Here is a 14,766-nt window from a genome sequence, read left to right on the forward strand (position 1 = left end):
GGAGGCCGTATGGATAACTTTCTTGCTGCAACGCTTGCGGGCGATATCCCGCGAAAAATGTCAGGGGAGTCGGGCGGTATTCACTGGTTGTGGCACGAACAAGGGATTCTGGAACTGATCCCGAGACAATCCGTCGGGCGATCGCTGGTCATCTCGTGTGCTATCCACGGTAATGAAACCGCGCCGGTGGAGATGCTGGATCTGTTGCTTAAGAATGTCTTTGCGGGCGAACAGCCGCTCACCTGGCGGCTGCTGGTGATCCTTGGAAACCCGCAGGCGCTGGCGCAAAACAAGCGATTTTTGCATAACGATCTCAACCGGATGTTTGGTGGCCGCTGGCAGCAGTTGCCGCCCAACGATGAAACAGTGCGCGCCGCCCAGCTTGAACGAGCGGTGACGCATTTCTTTGCGGCGGGCGATGAGGTGTGCTGGCATCTGGATTTACATACCGCGATCCGCGGTTCGCATCATGTGCGCTTTGGCGTGCTGCCACAGCGAGCCGAGCCCTGGGATGAACCGTTTCTGGAATGGCTGGGTGACGCAGGACTGGAGGCGCTGGTGTTTCACCAGGCGCCGGGCGGCACCTTTACCCATTACAGCTGTGAGCATTTTAATGCGCTGGCTTGCACACTGGAGCTTGGCAAAGCGTTACCATTTGGTGAAAACGATCTAAGCCAGTTCCAGCGCACGGCCTGGGCGCTGGCGGCGTTACTGGCGGGCGAACCCGCACCGGATACGGAAAACACGCCGCTGCGCTATCGGGTGGTGCAGCAACTGACCCGCCACAGTGAAGAATTTAAACTCTTCATGAGTGCGGATACACTCAATTTTACGGCCTTCAACGCGGGTACTTTGCTGGCAGAAGATCGCGGCGAGCGGTATGTGGTGCAACATGAGCAGGAGTATGTTTTGTTTCCGAATCCGAATGTTGCCATTGGCTTACGTGCCGGATTAATGCTCGAGAAAATTAATTAAACAGCAAGCCCTGTTCACGCAGGGCTTATTTTTATGGTTTTCTTAAATAAATTGCAGAATTATCCTGTTGAAGCGCTTTATTAATAAATCACGTTAATTTAAAATTATCCACAATTCCTTTTTAATCAGTATATTGAATATTTAACTTTCGACTCTCCACGCTTTATCCTTATTTCCTTCACATTTGACGTAAAAATGATATTTACACTTTCATTGTTTTACCGTCGCTCTGATTAATTGACGATAAAGCCAGTAAAGTGATTAGCGTCAACACGGCAACCGCCGTAAGTAAAACCGAAGTAAGGAATAAAATTATGCGTAAATTGACTGCTCTGTTTGTTGCCTCTACCCTGGCTTTTGGCGCTGCAGGTCTGGCTCATGCTGCGGATACCACCGCCGCACCCGCTGACGCGCAACCCATGATGCACCACAAAGGTAAAGGCCCGCACGACATGATGTTCAAAGGTCTGAACCTGACCGATGCGCAGAAACAGCAAATCCGCGAGATCATGAAAAGCCAGCGCGAAGAGATGAAACGTCCGCCGGTGGAAGAGATGCGCGCAATGCATGACATCATTACCAGCGACAGCTTTGACCGCGCGAAAGCTGAAGCGCAAATCACCAAAATGGAACAGCAGCATAAAGACGTTATGCTGAAACGTATGGAGACGCAGAACAAGATTTACAACATTCTGACCCCGGAACAGAAAAAGCAGTTCAATGCGAATTTTGAGAAGCGTCTGACAGAACATCCGGCAGCGGAAGGTAAAATGCCTCCTGCACCTGCTGAATAATTCAGCGCCCCTCCTTAAGACCGCCGGTTTTGCTCATCGCTTGTTTTACGTGATGGGCAGAACCGGCGGTTTTTTCTTGTTTCCCTCTTGCCAGCCGCTACTGGCGCGGTATCCTCGTTAAACCCGTTTTTGCGGCGATGTTACTTATCTGAAATTTATGATTTTTTACATGTCTGATTGCGCAGTAGCCTAAGGCAAATCGCGTCGGCTGCCGATAACTCACACATGGCAAAGTAAACAATAACAATGATGCAGGCTGTCCGAAGAGGCAGCGGCGCAGGTTAAGCACCGCGCCCTTCAGGAGTGATGATGGAATTCTTTGATATCCGTAAAATGCCGGTAAATCTCTGGCGTAATGGGGCGGGCGAAACCCGAGAAATTTGCTGTTTTCCGCCCGCAACACGTGATTTTAACTGGCGAGCCAGTATCGCTTCGCTGGCCAGCAACGGTGATTTTCCGCAATTTCCCGGTGTGGATCGAGTAATAACCCTTATAGAAGGCGGCGAAGTGACGCTGAACGGCGGAGGCGCTTTCAGCCACACGCTTAAACACCACCAGCCCTTTACTTTTGCCGGTGAGCAGCCAGTCAGGGCTGAACTTTCAGACGGGCGCATGTCGCTGGATTTTAACGTGATGACGCGCCGCGATCGCTGCCAGGCGAAAGTGCGTATCGCCGATCGCACCTTTACCACTATTGGTACACGCGGCGGCGTTATTTTCGTTCTGAGCGGGGCGTGGCAATTAGGCGATAAATTGTTGACCGCCGATCAGGGCGCCTACTGGCAGGAAGGGCGACAAACTCTGCGGTTGCTAAAGTCAGAAGGGCAATTACTGTTCAGTGAAATCACCTGGCTGCCCGGCCATTAACCCAGTTCAATGATTTCGTACTCCCCGGAAAGCAGCGGCTTGCAGAGAATTTTGTAGCCGTCATGATCGAAACCCGCCGGTAAACGCAGCAGTTGCGCGGCAGCGGCGGGCTCATCAACTGAACCTAACCATAGCCAGTTGTGAATAATGTGATATTGCGTCATTCCCGCAGAGCTCTCTTTTAGCCCGATTGGGCCGCGCCATGGCCAGCAGACCAGTTGCAGGCGTGCCATCGCAGCAGCTAAGCGTTCATCATGTGCTTCACGCGTCTCTTTGCCGCAACATGCCCCGGCACAGCGCTGTAATGCGGATCGAAAACAAGCCCGGCCGCGACTTAGCGATTCCAGACCCAGCAGCCCGTAGCACAGCTTTTCGTCATCAGCGATCGACTGCAGCGCTTGCAATGCGGCGCGACGGTTGGCAAACAGGCCATACAGATTGGGAGAGGAGGAGAAATCTACCTCTTTGGCATACACCACCTGCGGTTTTTCACCGCTAAGGCGAAGCGAGCAGAGCTGTCGATTACGGCGCAGACGCTTATTAAATAGCGGCTGTTGCTCTTTAATCAGCCGCGCTTCGAGCAACAGCGCGCCAATCTCCCCGGCGGTACAAATCCAGGTAATACGCCGCGACTGACGCAGCATCGCCGCTTCATCGGGCGTGCGCAGGTGCGACAGCACACGACTGCGGATATTGACGCTTTTACCGATATAAAGCGGCATCGCCTCGCTTTCGCCGTGAAAAATATAGACGCCGGGCTGTTTGGGCATTGCTTCCAGCCACGGACGAAGATGTTCCGGATATTCATAGATTGCCGCCGCTTCGAATTCAAGACGCGGGGCGGATTGACGCCTGACCACAAAAGACTCCTGATACTGTTTACCCATCCAGTATAGCAGCCAATAAGTGTCTAAAAAAGAGGCGGCTTGCGCCGCCTGTGGGTTATTTCTGTTTCCAGAAATCGTCGAATACGGTAATAGGCGGGCGGCGCTTGTGCTCCGTTTTCACATACCAGCCTTCAATGATTTTCGCGATACTGGCGTCCAGCGTTTTCCCTTCCAGATAATCATCGATATTTTCGTAAGTTACGCCCAGTGCGGCTTCATCGGGCAGTGAAGGGCGATCGTCTTCCAGGTCGGCCGTTGGCGCTTTTTTATAAAGGTGTTCCGGGCAGCCCAGGTAAGCCAGCAACTGTTTACCCTGGCGTTTGTTCAGGCGGAAAAGCGGGTTGATATCAGTGCCGCCATCGCCATATTTGGTGAAGAAACCGGTCACCGCTTCGGCGGCATGGTCGGTACCAACCACCACGCCTTTCGTCATGCCCGCAATGCTGTATTGCGCTTTCATACGTTCGCGCGCTTTTTCATTGCCGCGCACGAAATCGCTCAGTTCGATGCCTGTGTCACGCAGCGCCTGCTCGCTTGCCAGCACTGAGGCTTTGATATTGACGGTCAGAACGCGATCCGGCTGAATAAACGCGATGGCATCCTGGCAATCCTGTTCATCCGCTTGCTTACCGTAAGGCAGGCGGACGGCGATAAACTGATATGCTTGATTACCCGTTTCCTGGCGCAGTTCGCTGATTGCCATCTGGCTGATTTTCCCGGCCAGCGTGGAGTCCTGGCCACCGCTAATGCCAAGCACCAGCGTTTGCAAAAAAGGATAGGTTTTCAGATAGGTTTTCAGAAAGTCCACGCTGCGGCGAACTTCTTCTTCGGCATTGACCGTGGGCTTCACGCCTAACGCCTGAATAATCTCTTGTTGCAGAGTCATTTACCCCTCCGTTGTGTTGTCCTGCTTTGCAGGGTGCAAATAGATAATAGGGCCAAATTAACCCTTTGGCGGTAAAACGACAAGGATCACAGATTTGAGTGCCGCAATTTACGGCGTTTTAGCAGCTTATCTCACTTTTATTAGATTTCTCCGAAAGTTATACCAATGCCGTCTGTTAGTTGAAAAATGCAATTTTATATTCCAGGCTTAGATAACACGCTGATACACAAGCGGATACAAAAGAGGATGGAATATGAATAAGAACATCGCAGGAATTCTGGGCGCAGCTGCAGTGCTGACTATGCTGGCGGGTTGTACGGCTTACGATCGTGCAAAAGATCAGGTTTCTCAGCCGGTGGTGAAAGATGTGAAAAAAGGCATGAGCCGCCAGCAGGTTATGCAGGTTGCTGGCCGTCCTTCTTCTGAAGTTACGATGATCCACGCGCGCGGTACTTGCCAGACCTATATTCTGGGTCAACGTGACGGCAAAACCGAAACCTATTTCGTTGCGCTGGATGAAACTGGTCACGTCATGAACTCCGGTTACCAGACCTGCGCTGAGTATGATACCGACCCGCAAGCTAAGCAGTAATTTCGGTTTTTAGCCTGAGCAAATAAAAAACCGGCCAGTTGGCCGGTTTTTTATGGCTGCAATAATGCTTACGCCGGGATGCTATCGATTTTGCTGATGCGCGACCAGACGCGGTGCGCCGCAAGATGCGTCAGAAAATCATCCATAAAGTTCGCCGTGGCGTTATCCGCCTCGACAATACCGTCCTCTCCCTGGTCATCCACCTCCAGTAAGCGCTTAAACTGCCGTGCATCACCCGCAAGCGCGATGGTTTTCAGGTGTTTATAGGCTTCCAGCAGATAATATTTCGCGTCGCCATTCTGCAGGATATCGCTGATATCGCCGCCGGGAACAATGACGGCATCTACCGTCAGCGACGGCGATCCGGCGAAGGTGGCGGCAATCGGTAATTCGGAGCCATCATCCGCAGTCACGTTGCCCATTCGCGCATAGAGCAGCTTGCTATGAACGCCTTTGGCTTTCAGCCCCTGCAATACGTTGAGTACATCCGCTGCGCTAACCTTATCATGCAGTAAAACTGCCACCACCCGGCCTTTCACGTTGCCATCCGGGATGGCATAAAGACTCAGCGAAGGATCTTTTTTCAATCCATTCACTTCCGGCGGCGGGGCGATATTTAACTGATCGTCGCTCAGGGTTATACCAAGGTTTTCCGCTACACCTTGCGCCAGATGCACGTCAATGTGCGCCAGGTGATCCACCACACGTTCGCGAATATACGCGCGCACTACTTTGCTCAACTCGAAGCTGAAAGCGTCAATAATATGGCGTTGTTCAAACGGTGTCTGGCTTAACCAGAACAGGCGAGGATGTGCGTAATATTCACCGAATGAGGGGCTGCGTTCGCGGATTTTTTCCCCTTCGACGCGCTCCTGGTAAGTCTCGAAACCACCGCGTTTCGGGCCGGGCGGTGTTTCCCGCGGCCAGTTATCATTGATGGAGTTCGGTTCATAGTTAGCGGGATTGGTGTCAATCTCCATGCGGTGCATGCCGTCGCGCTGCAAATTATGGTATGGACAAGTTGGGCGGTTGATGGGGATTTCATGGAAGTTCGGCCCGCCAAGTCGGCTGATTTGCGTATCGGTATAGGAGAACAGACGCCCCTGCAGTAGCGGGTCATTGGTAAAATCCAGACCGGGCACGATATGCCCTGGGTGGAACGCAGCCTGCTCGTTTTCGGCAAAGAAGTTATCCGGGTTACGGTTTAACACCATTTTTCCGACGCGCTGCACGGGAACCAGTTCTTCGGGAATCAGTTTGGTTGGATCCAGCAGGTCGAAATCAAATTTGAATTCATCCTCTTCCGGGATCAGCTGTAACCCCAGCTCATACTCCGGATAATCGCCGGCCTCAATGGCTTCCCATAACTCGCGACGGTGGAAATCCGGATCGCGCCCGGTCAGTTTTTGCGATTCGTCCCACACCAGCGATGCCTTGCCTGCCAGCGGTTTCCAGTGGAAGCGCACAAACGTGGCTTTGCCTTCGGCGTTGATCAGGCGAAATGTGTGGATGCCAAAACCTTCCATCGTGCGATAACTGCGCGGAATGCCGCGATCGGACATCGCCCACATCACGTTATGTAAGGTTTCCGGTTGTAACGACACATAGTCCCAGAAGGTGTCATGCGCGCTTTGACCCTGCGGGATCGCCCAGTGCGGCTCTGGTTTTACCGCATGGACAAAATCGGGGAATTTATGCGCATCCTGAATGAAAAAGACCGGCGTATTGTTGCCAACCAGGTCAAAAATGCCTTCTTCGGTGTAGAACTTGGTGGCAAACCCGCGGATGTCACGAACGGTGTCCGCTGAACCCGCGCCGCCCTGCACGGTAGAAAAACGGACAAATACCGGGGTGATTTTATCCGCATCAGAGAGAAAATCCGCTTTGGTAATATCACTCAGGCTACGATAGGGCTGAAAGTAACCATGTGCCGCCGACCCGCGCGCATGCACGATACGTTCAGGGATGCGTTCATGGTCGAAATGGGTGATTTTCTCCCGCAGGATAAAGTCTTCCAGCAGTGTTGGGGCGCGTTTTCCCGCGCGCAGGGAGTTTTGGTCATCGGCAATGCGCACGCCCTGGTTAGTGGTAAGGGGATAATTTTCGCCGCCCTTGCGGTAAGGCTCCAGCGCGTTCAGTTTGTCATTCGACGTGTCCGGCGCTTTCATGCTCCCCGGCGCGGTCGGTTGCTCGCCAGGTGCTGTGGGGCGCGGGGAAGGGCGGTGCGAATTGTCCTCAGGGGCCAGGGAGTCCAGCCCTGGGCGGGATTCGTTAGCGTCATGAACCGGGGCGTGATGATGAGGGTCTTTCTCGTTGTGCGACATTGAACTCGTCTCCTGTTTTCATTGCTGAAAAATGGTCGATGTTTCCTTAAAACCCTTCTAACTATAGAACAACGTGCTGCGTTAACCTGGTTAATCAGGATGCGGCAAGGAAGTGAAAAATCAGAGAAAGTGGTGCCAGGCGCGACGTACAGGCTCACAATCGGCTATGATAGGTCTTTAATGTTTGAAGAATTTGTCTGTAGAACGCATCGCTTATGAAATCTTATCGTCAACAAAACCGAGCCATTATCAGCTATGTCCCGCGTGTCGAACCGGCTCCCCCCGATCACGCCTCAAAAGTGGATGGCTATCGTGATGTCTGGTTGCTGCGTGGCAAGTATGTGGCGTTTGTGTTGATGGGGGAAAAGTTTCGCCGCTCGCCGATCTTTAGTGTCCCGGAAGCCGCGCAGCGCTGGGCGCTGCAAATGCGCCAGGAAGGCGAGATAGAAGAAGAGTAAAAAAACCGCCTGACATTGCAGGCGGTTTTCATTGTCAATCAATGCCCCAGGGAGCGAGTGGCATTGTTTATTTCATGCCGGGTGATTAACGGTGCGCCAGTTCGGCGTCCTCTTCACTGTCCAGTACCGCTTTATCGGTCTGTTTCAGCCACTGGCTGGTTAACGTACCGGCGGTCATGGAACCACTGACGTTCAGGGCGGTACGGCCCATATCGATAAGCGGTTCAACAGAGATCAGCAGCGCCACCAGCGTTACCGGCAGGCCCAGCGCAGGCAGCACGATAAGCGCGGCAAAAGTCGCACCACCACCAACGCCTGCTACGCCTGCGGAACTCACGGTGACAATCCCTACCAGAGTGGCGATCCACAGCGGATCCAGCGGGTTGATGCCAACGGTCGGGGCTACCATCACTGCCAGCATTGCCGGGTAAAGCCCCGCACAGCCGTTCTGCCCAATGGTTGCACCAAAAGAGGCGGAGAAGCTGGCGATGGATTCCGGTACGCCCAGACGACGCGTTTGCGCTTCCACGTTCAGCGGAATGGATGCAGCGCTGGAGCGGCTGGTGAAGGCAAATGTCAGTACCGGCCATACCTTACGGAAGAATTTCAGCGGGCTAACGCCGTTCACGCCAAGCAGCAGACCGTGCACTACAAACATAATGCCCAGGCCAAGATAAGAGGCGATAACGAAGCTGCCCAGCTTGATGATGTCCTGAATGTTAGAACCGGCGACAACTTTGGTCATCAGCGCCAGCACGCCATACGGTGTCAGTTGCATCACAAGGCGTACCAGTTTCATCACCCAGCTTTGCAGCGTATCGATAGCGGTCAGAACGCGCTGGCCTTTCGGCGCATCATCTTTCAGCAGCTTCAGTGCCGCAACGCCAAGGAAAGCAGCGAAGATAACGATGCTGATAATTGAGGTTGGGTTTGCGCCGGTCAGGTCGGCAAACGGGTTTTTCGGTACGAAAGAGAGCAGCAATTGCGGCACGGTGAGATCGGCCACTTTGCCGACATAGTTGCTCTGAATAGCATTCAAACGCGCAGTTTCTGCCGTTCCCTGCACCAGTCCTTCCGCCGTCAAACCGAACAGATTGGTCACCAGTACCCCCACCAGCGCAGCGATAAGCGTGGTGAACAACAATGTACCGATGGTCAGAAAACTGATTTTGCCCAGTTGTGACGCGTTATGCAGCCGCGCAACGGCGCTCAAAATTGAGGCGAAAACCAGCGGCATGACAATCATTTGCAGCAACTGAACATAGCCATTGCCGACGACGTTGAACCACTGGATGGAATCTTTCAGTACCGGGTTATCAGAACCATAGATTGCCTGCAGCGCGAGACCAAAGATCACGCCAAGGCCTAAACCGGCCAGTACTTTTTTTGCCAGGCTCCACTGTTTGTGACGCGCCTGCGCCAGCAAAAACAGCAGTGCCACGAACACTACAACGTTCGCGATGAGTGGAAAATTCATTCCCGTTCTCCTGATATCATTATTCGGTCGGCCTTCTCGGCCGCTCCTGTTGCGCAAGGTTAGCAGAAGTGCCGAAACGGGCTTATATCCAAATGGAATGGGTTATATCAAAAGCCTTAGAAATGCCGGTTTAATGTTCAGATTGCTGATGAATAAAGCGATTAAACTGATCTTGCAGCGACGTTATCATCTGCGATGACCAGCGGACTGCTCCGTTTTCGGGCAATGTTTGCGGCATCCATACCGCATATGTAAAGAGCGCCATACATAATACGCGCTCCAGTTGATTCCCTTTTTGCGGCACCAGCAGCGGCAGACGAAAGCGCCAGCGGCAGGGCCAGAGCAGCGGTACACCCGCAGGAGTAAGCATGTCCGCCAGAATATGGCTGAGATAACCCACCACCATTCCCTGTAACGCATCGGCGGGCACTATCCAGCTTTCTGGTACTTTTAAATAAAAGAGCGTCAGTGCCAGAAAAACCGCTAGCAGGCTATGCGTAAATCCGCGATGGCCGAAAGCGCGGGCGACAGGTTTTGATATCCACTTCAGACGCTGCCCGAGAAAGGATTTGGGATGGTCGATATCCGGCAGCAGGCAGGTGAGAATAGCGGACGGGACAATATGCCACCAGTCACCCTGGGCGAGGACGGGCGTTAACTCAGCGTTTTTGGAAAACACCGCGCAAGCAATGGAAAAAAGCAGGTGTCCTTCCGCCGTCATGGTCAAACTCACTCAACTGTCGATGCATACAGTATAGGATGTTTGTACAGTAGGCGGAAGAGGTGACGGTGTAACTCTTTGTCACAATCCTGAGCGCTTAACGCGCCAGCCAGCCACCATCAACGGCAAGGGTGTAACCATTAATATAATCCGCCGCTTTTGAGGCCAGAAACACCGCAGCGCCTTTCAGATCTTCTGGTTCTCCCCAGCGTCCGGCCGGGATACGTTCAAGGATCTCCTGGCTGCGTTCCGCATCTTCGCGCAATTGCTGCGTATTATTGGTCGCCATATAGCCGGGTGCTATCGCGTTCACGTTAATCTGATGGGGCGCCCATTCGTTTGCCAGTAAACGTGTCAGCCCCATGACCCCGCTCTTGGACGCCGTATATGAAGGCACGCGGATACCGCCCTGGTACGAGAGCATCGAGGCGATGTTAATGATTTTACCGCCATTACCCTGAGCGATAAATTGCCGTGCCACCGCCTGAGAGAGAAAAAAGACCGTTTTCAGGTTCAGGTTCATCACGTCATCCCAGTCTTGCTCACTGAAATCAATGGCATCGCAGCGGCGGATCGTGCCCGCGTTATTCACCAGAATGTTAATGTGCCCAAATGTCGCAACGGCTTGCTTAACCACCTCCTCAAGACCCTGCTGGTGGCGAAGATCTGCCTGAATTGCATGGAAACGGCGTCCTAGGGCCTGCACGCGGGAGGCGGTTTCCTGCGGCACTTTGCGGCCAACACCAACGATGTCGCAGCCCGCTTCCGCAAGCCCTAATGCCATTCCCTGACCCAGCCCGGTGTCGCACCCGGTGACGATAGCCACTTTACCCGCAAGCTTAAAGGCTTCCAGTATCATATTTACTCCGGCGTTATAAATTGTTGTCTGGGCATCTGCGCCTGAAGATCAGGATAGAAGGTGGACAGCGAAAACACAAATAAAAATGAAATGCTGTTTCAAAAATGAGAGGTGATGGGGCGACCGGTATCACCCCAGAGGAGAAATTAACCGAGCAAATGTGTCAGGGTAAGCTGTTCGAGACTTTCGAGTTTCACGTTAGCAAGCACATAACGCGGGTCCGTGCGATGTTCGGCATCCGGCACAACGATGGAACGCATCCGCGCCGCTTTGCAGGCAATCATGCCGTTAACCGAATCTTCCAGCGCTACACACGTGAGCGGGTCTACGCCCAGTTTTGCCGCACAGTCCAGATAAACCTGCGGGTGCGGCTTGCTGTAGGGTAACTTTTCCGCGGAGGCGAGTGCGTCGAAACTGTTGCGTAGATCGAACATAGTCAGCACTTTTTCCAGCATATGCAGTGGCGACGCGGATGCCAGCCCTACTGCCAGTCCGCTGTTTTTACATAGCGCGACGGCTTCACGTACGCCAGGCAGCAACGGGCGCTCTTCCTCAACTAGGGAGATGGCGCGCTGAATGATGCGTTCGGTGACTTCCTGACGGCCCGGACCATTCCACGGCTGCTGGGCATACCACATTTCAACCACCATATCGATGCGCAGGCCAAGCGTATCCGGTAACTCATTGCGCCTTGAAATGTCGACGCCAAGGCTTGCCACAACCTCGAGTTCGGCGCGATCCCAGAGCGGTTCAGAGTCAATCAGTAATCCATCCATATCAAAAATGGCAGCAAGAATTTGTCGCGGGGCAGACATAACACCTCTCTATTCACGGATTTTGCAGGGATAAAAGCGAAATTATGGTTAAGCATTCATCATACTGCCTTTAAAGATCAGGCGAAAATGGTTATCAGAAGGTAGACTAAGGCGCAAACAGTGCGTCACTTACAAGGGGAATCCATGACGTATCAACAAGCTGGACGCATCGCCGTACTGAAACGCGTTCTGGGTTGGGTGATTTTTATTCCAGCCGTCATTTCGACCATAATTTCTGTACTGAAGTTTATGTACGATCACAGCGAAAAACAGCCGGGCATCAATGCCGTGATGCTTGATTTCGCCCATGTAATCATCGAGATGATGCGTTTTAACACGCCATTCCTGAATCTTTTTTGGTACAACTCGCCAACGCCTGATTTCCACCAAAATCTGAACATCATGTTCTGGATTATCTATGTACTGATCTTTGTCGGGCTGGCGCTGCAGGCGTCCGGTGCGCGCATGAGTCGCCAGGCGCGGTTTCTGCGTGAAGGCGTGGAAAATCAGATGATCCTCGAGAAAGCCAAAGGACCGGAAGGGTTAACGCGTGAGCAGATTGAAGCACGCATTGTGGTGCCACATCACACCATCTTTCTGCAAATTTTCCCGCTCTATGTATTACCGGTGATAATCATTGTTGCAGGCTATTTCTTCTTTACGCTGCTCGGTTTTCTGTAACACCTCAAACCCGAGGCGTTGCGCCCCGGGTCTGAGCACAACACTCACGCCGCCAGCACGCGATCCAGCGCTTTTTGCGCATTCACCAGATGTTCGCCACCGAATAAGATTGCCCGATTAAACAAAGTGTAAAGCTGGTAAAGGGGTTGGCGATCGAGGAAATCTGGAGGAAGCGGGGAGATGGACTGGTAACCGTCATAGATTTGCGGCGGCTGGTCCGGGTGCAGCGGCAGCATCGCCAGGTCACACTCACGGTCGCCCCAGTAGCAAGCCGGGTCGTAGATGTAAGGGCCGTCAGGCCCAAGGGCGCAATTGGCCGACCAAAGATCGCCATGCAATAACGAGGGTTGCGGCTGGTGAGAACTCAGCCGTTGCTGAACGTGTTCGACAATCGCGTCGATATTGCCAAACTCCAGCCCTCTTTCCGCCGCCAGTTCTAACTGCCAGCCAATGCGTTGCTCGGCAAAAAACGTTGACCAGCGGCGCTGCCAGGCGTTGGGCTGCGGCGTGGTGGAAAGATCGTTGTCGAAATCGAGGCCAAACTGCGGCTGATCGCTCCACTGGTGCAGGCGCGCTAACTGCTGACCCAGCTGAAACGCGCTGTGCGCATCAAGCGGGCGGGCAGGAAGATACTCCATAACCAGAAAGCTGTAGTCGCGGTCGCTACCCACCGCCCAAACCGCAGGGACACGCACGGTATTGCTGCGTGCCAGCAGGGCGAGCTGATCGGCTTCGGCCGTAAAAATGGGGAGCAGTGCGCGATCATCACACTTTACGAAGAGATCGCGCCCGGCGTAGCGTACGTGCCACGCGGCATGGATTTCGCCACCGGGCAGTTCGTCGCGTTGTTCAATTTCGCCTTCACCCAGTTGTTCGCTTAACAGACCACTTATCGCTTGCCACATGATGTCTCTCCCATGTAATCAGCCAGATCATAAGGTTAGCGCACTACAGCTGTTGAAAAATCCGACTTAACGCACGCCCGGCATACGCAACGGTGGAAAGGCACTTAATGTTCCTGTTTCTGGAACGCCTCCCAGGTGGTGACAGTGATTTCCGTCTCTTCGTCCACGGCGCTTTCAGCAAGCCCACTTGCCAGCGCATGAACCTCTTTTTCATTAAGCGCACTGATGAAACCGAACGTATTGGTGCCAAGATCGTGTACGTTGCCGTTATCATCCGTCATCGTGAGGAGAAAGCCGGCACGTGTAAAGTGGTTATTGATCTCATTGATGTCTGTCAGCGTCTGGTCATGAAATTTGACCTCAACTACGTAGCGGGTGATGCCATCGCTGCCCATCTTTCACCTCGTTGTTATCTTGATGTTTTTTTAGCATAGACGGCGAGTGACATTTGTCGACCACCGCGGAGATATTTGATATTTCCCCTTCCAGTCGGAAGGGGAGGTATGTCAGGCATGGCGCAAATAGTCGTAGATCTTTTGCGTGTCTTCCTGCGCGCACAAACGAGTACCCTGGTTGATGGTGGCTGCACTCCCGGCGGCGACGCCGAAACGCACCATGTCATCAAAAGGCGCATCTTGTGCAAGTTTGAGCGTCATTGCGCCAACCATGCTGTCGCCAGCGCCCACCGTGCTTTGGCTTTTCATCGGCGGCGGTACGACCTGAACACAGTTTTCAGCATCCACGCCCAGCGCTCCCTGCGGGCCAAGGGAGACGACCACGCGCAAGGCTTTGCCCGCCTGAACGATCTCCTGCGCAGCTTTGCGCACATCATCAGGCTGGGTTAGCTCTCTGCCGACCAGCGCGCTCAACTCCTTCTGGTTGGGTTTTACCAGTTCGATATTACCAATTGCGAGCGCTGCGTTTAGCGCCTCGCCCGAGCTATCGACAATGCAACGAATTCCCTGTTTTTGCGCGGCTTTCACTAACTGTGTCAGCTTTTCAACCTCAATACCCGGAGGCAGACTGCCACTTATCACCAAAATCGCGCCGCGCTCAATCGTCAGGACTTTCTCTTCAATCTGGCGAAACTCGTCTTCATTCAATGCGGCACCAGGCATAACAAACCGGTATTGCTCACCGCTGGACTCGACATGAACGTGCAGGTTCTGCCGCGTCCAGTCTTGTGTGGCTACGGTTACGGTCGGTACGTTCTCATCTGCCAGTAATGCGGTGAGATGTTCACCCGTTGCGCCGCCAGTGGGAAATATTGCCGTTGCTTTACCGCCCAGATGGGCAATCGCGCGTGCAACATTAATGCCGCCGCCGCCTGGCTCAAAAACGGGTGCTGTACAACGCAGTTTACCTTCGGGATAAATTTGTGGCGTCAGTGTCGCGCTATCAAGCGAAGGCGCCAGCGTAAGGGTGTATATAGCTGCCATGTTGACCTCCTTTTTCTCAGACTGATGTAAGCCTGGCACTGTTAAGGCCGAAGGGAAAGGAATTAAGGGCATGATTTCAAAATGAT

At 53.3% G+C, this 14,766-nt stretch carries 16 protein-coding genes; 6 read left to right on the forward strand and 10 right to left on the reverse strand.

Annotated features, from left to right (window positions below):
- The first annotated feature begins 9 nt into the window (after positions 1 to 9).
- From astE to ves, 3 genes are all read left to right on the forward strand, one after another.
- Entirely contained in the window at positions 10 to 975 is a 966-nt protein-coding gene (gene astE / locus RT644_RS00455) for a succinylglutamate desuccinylase (RefSeq protein ID WP_313625002.1), read from the forward strand.
- Between the two features lie 314 nt (positions 976 to 1,289).
- The gene (spy, locus tag RT644_RS00460; RefSeq protein WP_045511546.1) at positions 1,290 to 1,769 is read left to right on the forward strand and encodes an ATP-independent periplasmic protein-refolding chaperone Spy; all 480 of its coding nucleotides are present in this window, start codon (positions 1,290 to 1,292) and stop codon (positions 1,767 to 1,769) included.
- A gap of 309 nt (positions 1,770 to 2,078) precedes the next feature.
- A complete protein-coding gene (gene ves, locus RT644_RS00465) occupies positions 2,079 to 2,636 on the forward strand; it encodes an environmental stress-induced protein Ves (protein WP_020454004.1) in 558 nt (185 codons plus the stop codon).
- Here the strand turns inward: ves and cho are convergent.
- Together cho and nadE are read right to left on the reverse strand one after the other, a co-directional pair.
- Positions 2,633 to 3,496 (reverse strand): excinuclease Cho, encoded by an 864-nt coding sequence (cho, locus tag RT644_RS00470; protein WP_313625008.1) that lies wholly within the window; start codon positions 3,494 to 3,496, stop codon positions 2,633 to 2,635. The genes ves and cho overlap by 4 nt on opposite strands.
- Before the next feature lie 82 nt (positions 3,497 to 3,578).
- Positions 3,579 to 4,409: an ammonia-dependent NAD(+) synthetase gene (nadE, locus tag RT644_RS00475; RefSeq protein ID WP_020454002.1), complete on the reverse strand. Its 831-nt coding sequence runs from the start codon at positions 4,407 to 4,409 to the stop codon at positions 3,579 to 3,581.
- A 253-nt stretch (positions 4,410 to 4,662) separates the two neighbouring features.
- Between nadE and osmE the strand changes: the two genes are divergently transcribed.
- Positions 4,663 to 5,001, forward strand: coding sequence for an osmotically-inducible lipoprotein OsmE (gene osmE / locus RT644_RS00480; RefSeq protein WP_017456537.1), 339 nt, complete (start codon positions 4,663 to 4,665; stop codon positions 4,999 to 5,001).
- 68 nt (positions 5,002 to 5,069) lie between these two features.
- Here osmE and katE read toward each other — a convergent pair whose 3' ends face one another.
- Positions 5,070 to 7,325 (reverse strand): catalase HPII, encoded by a 2,256-nt coding sequence (katE, locus tag RT644_RS00485; RefSeq protein WP_313625011.1) that lies wholly within the window; start codon positions 7,323 to 7,325, stop codon positions 5,070 to 5,072.
- A gap of 215 nt (positions 7,326 to 7,540) precedes the next feature.
- Here katE and cedA point away from each other — a divergent pair, with 215 nt between their 5' ends.
- Positions 7,541 to 7,783 (forward strand): cell division activator CedA, encoded by a 243-nt coding sequence (gene cedA, locus RT644_RS00490; protein WP_017456539.1) that lies wholly within the window; start codon positions 7,541 to 7,543, stop codon positions 7,781 to 7,783.
- A gap of 85 nt (positions 7,784 to 7,868) precedes the next feature.
- Here the strand turns inward: cedA and RT644_RS00495 are convergent, their stop codons facing one another.
- The 4 genes from RT644_RS00495 to hxpB form a co-directional block, all read right to left on the reverse strand.
- Positions 7,869 to 9,260, reverse strand: coding sequence for an L-cystine transporter (locus tag RT644_RS00495; RefSeq protein ID WP_313625013.1), 1,392 nt, complete (start codon positions 9,258 to 9,260; stop codon positions 7,869 to 7,871).
- 130 nt (positions 9,261 to 9,390) lie between these two features.
- Entirely contained in the window at positions 9,391 to 9,981 is a 591-nt protein-coding gene (locus tag RT644_RS00500; protein WP_313625015.1) for a metal-dependent hydrolase, read from the reverse strand.
- A 97-nt stretch (positions 9,982 to 10,078) separates the two neighbouring features.
- On the reverse strand, positions 10,079 to 10,840 hold the full coding sequence (gene kduD / locus RT644_RS00505; RefSeq protein WP_020453998.1) for a 2-dehydro-3-deoxy-D-gluconate 5-dehydrogenase KduD: 762 nt from the start codon (positions 10,838 to 10,840) through the stop codon (positions 10,079 to 10,081).
- A gap of 146 nt (positions 10,841 to 10,986) precedes the next feature.
- A complete protein-coding gene (gene hxpB / locus RT644_RS00510) occupies positions 10,987 to 11,655 on the reverse strand; it encodes a hexitol phosphatase HxpB (protein ID WP_313625017.1) in 669 nt (222 codons plus the stop codon).
- A gap of 144 nt (positions 11,656 to 11,799) precedes the next feature.
- Between hxpB and RT644_RS00515 the strand changes: the two genes are divergently transcribed.
- Entirely contained in the window at positions 11,800 to 12,336 is a 537-nt protein-coding gene (locus RT644_RS00515; RefSeq protein ID WP_097407048.1) for a YniB family protein, read from the forward strand.
- Positions 12,337 to 12,380: 44 nt separating this feature from the next.
- Here RT644_RS00515 and RT644_RS00520 read toward each other — a convergent pair whose 3' ends face one another.
- From RT644_RS00520 to pfkB, 3 genes are all read right to left on the reverse strand, one after another.
- Positions 12,381 to 13,241: a fructosamine kinase family protein gene (locus RT644_RS00520; RefSeq protein WP_045511531.1), complete on the reverse strand. Its 861-nt coding sequence runs from the start codon at positions 13,239 to 13,241 to the stop codon at positions 12,381 to 12,383.
- A gap of 104 nt (positions 13,242 to 13,345) precedes the next feature.
- On the reverse strand, positions 13,346 to 13,636 hold the full coding sequence (gene ghoS, locus RT644_RS00525) for a type V toxin-antitoxin system endoribonuclease antitoxin GhoS (protein ID WP_020453994.1): 291 nt from the start codon (positions 13,634 to 13,636) through the stop codon (positions 13,346 to 13,348).
- A gap of 111 nt (positions 13,637 to 13,747) precedes the next feature.
- Positions 13,748 to 14,680: a 6-phosphofructokinase II gene (gene pfkB, locus RT644_RS00530; protein WP_313625022.1), complete on the reverse strand. Its 933-nt coding sequence runs from the start codon at positions 14,678 to 14,680 to the stop codon at positions 13,748 to 13,750.
- Positions 14,681 to 14,766 lie beyond the last annotated feature (86 nt).

Origin of the sequence: Kosakonia sp., from assembly GCF_032104925.1 — a bacterium.
Lineage (GTDB): Bacteria > Pseudomonadota > Gammaproteobacteria > Enterobacterales > Enterobacteriaceae > Kosakonia.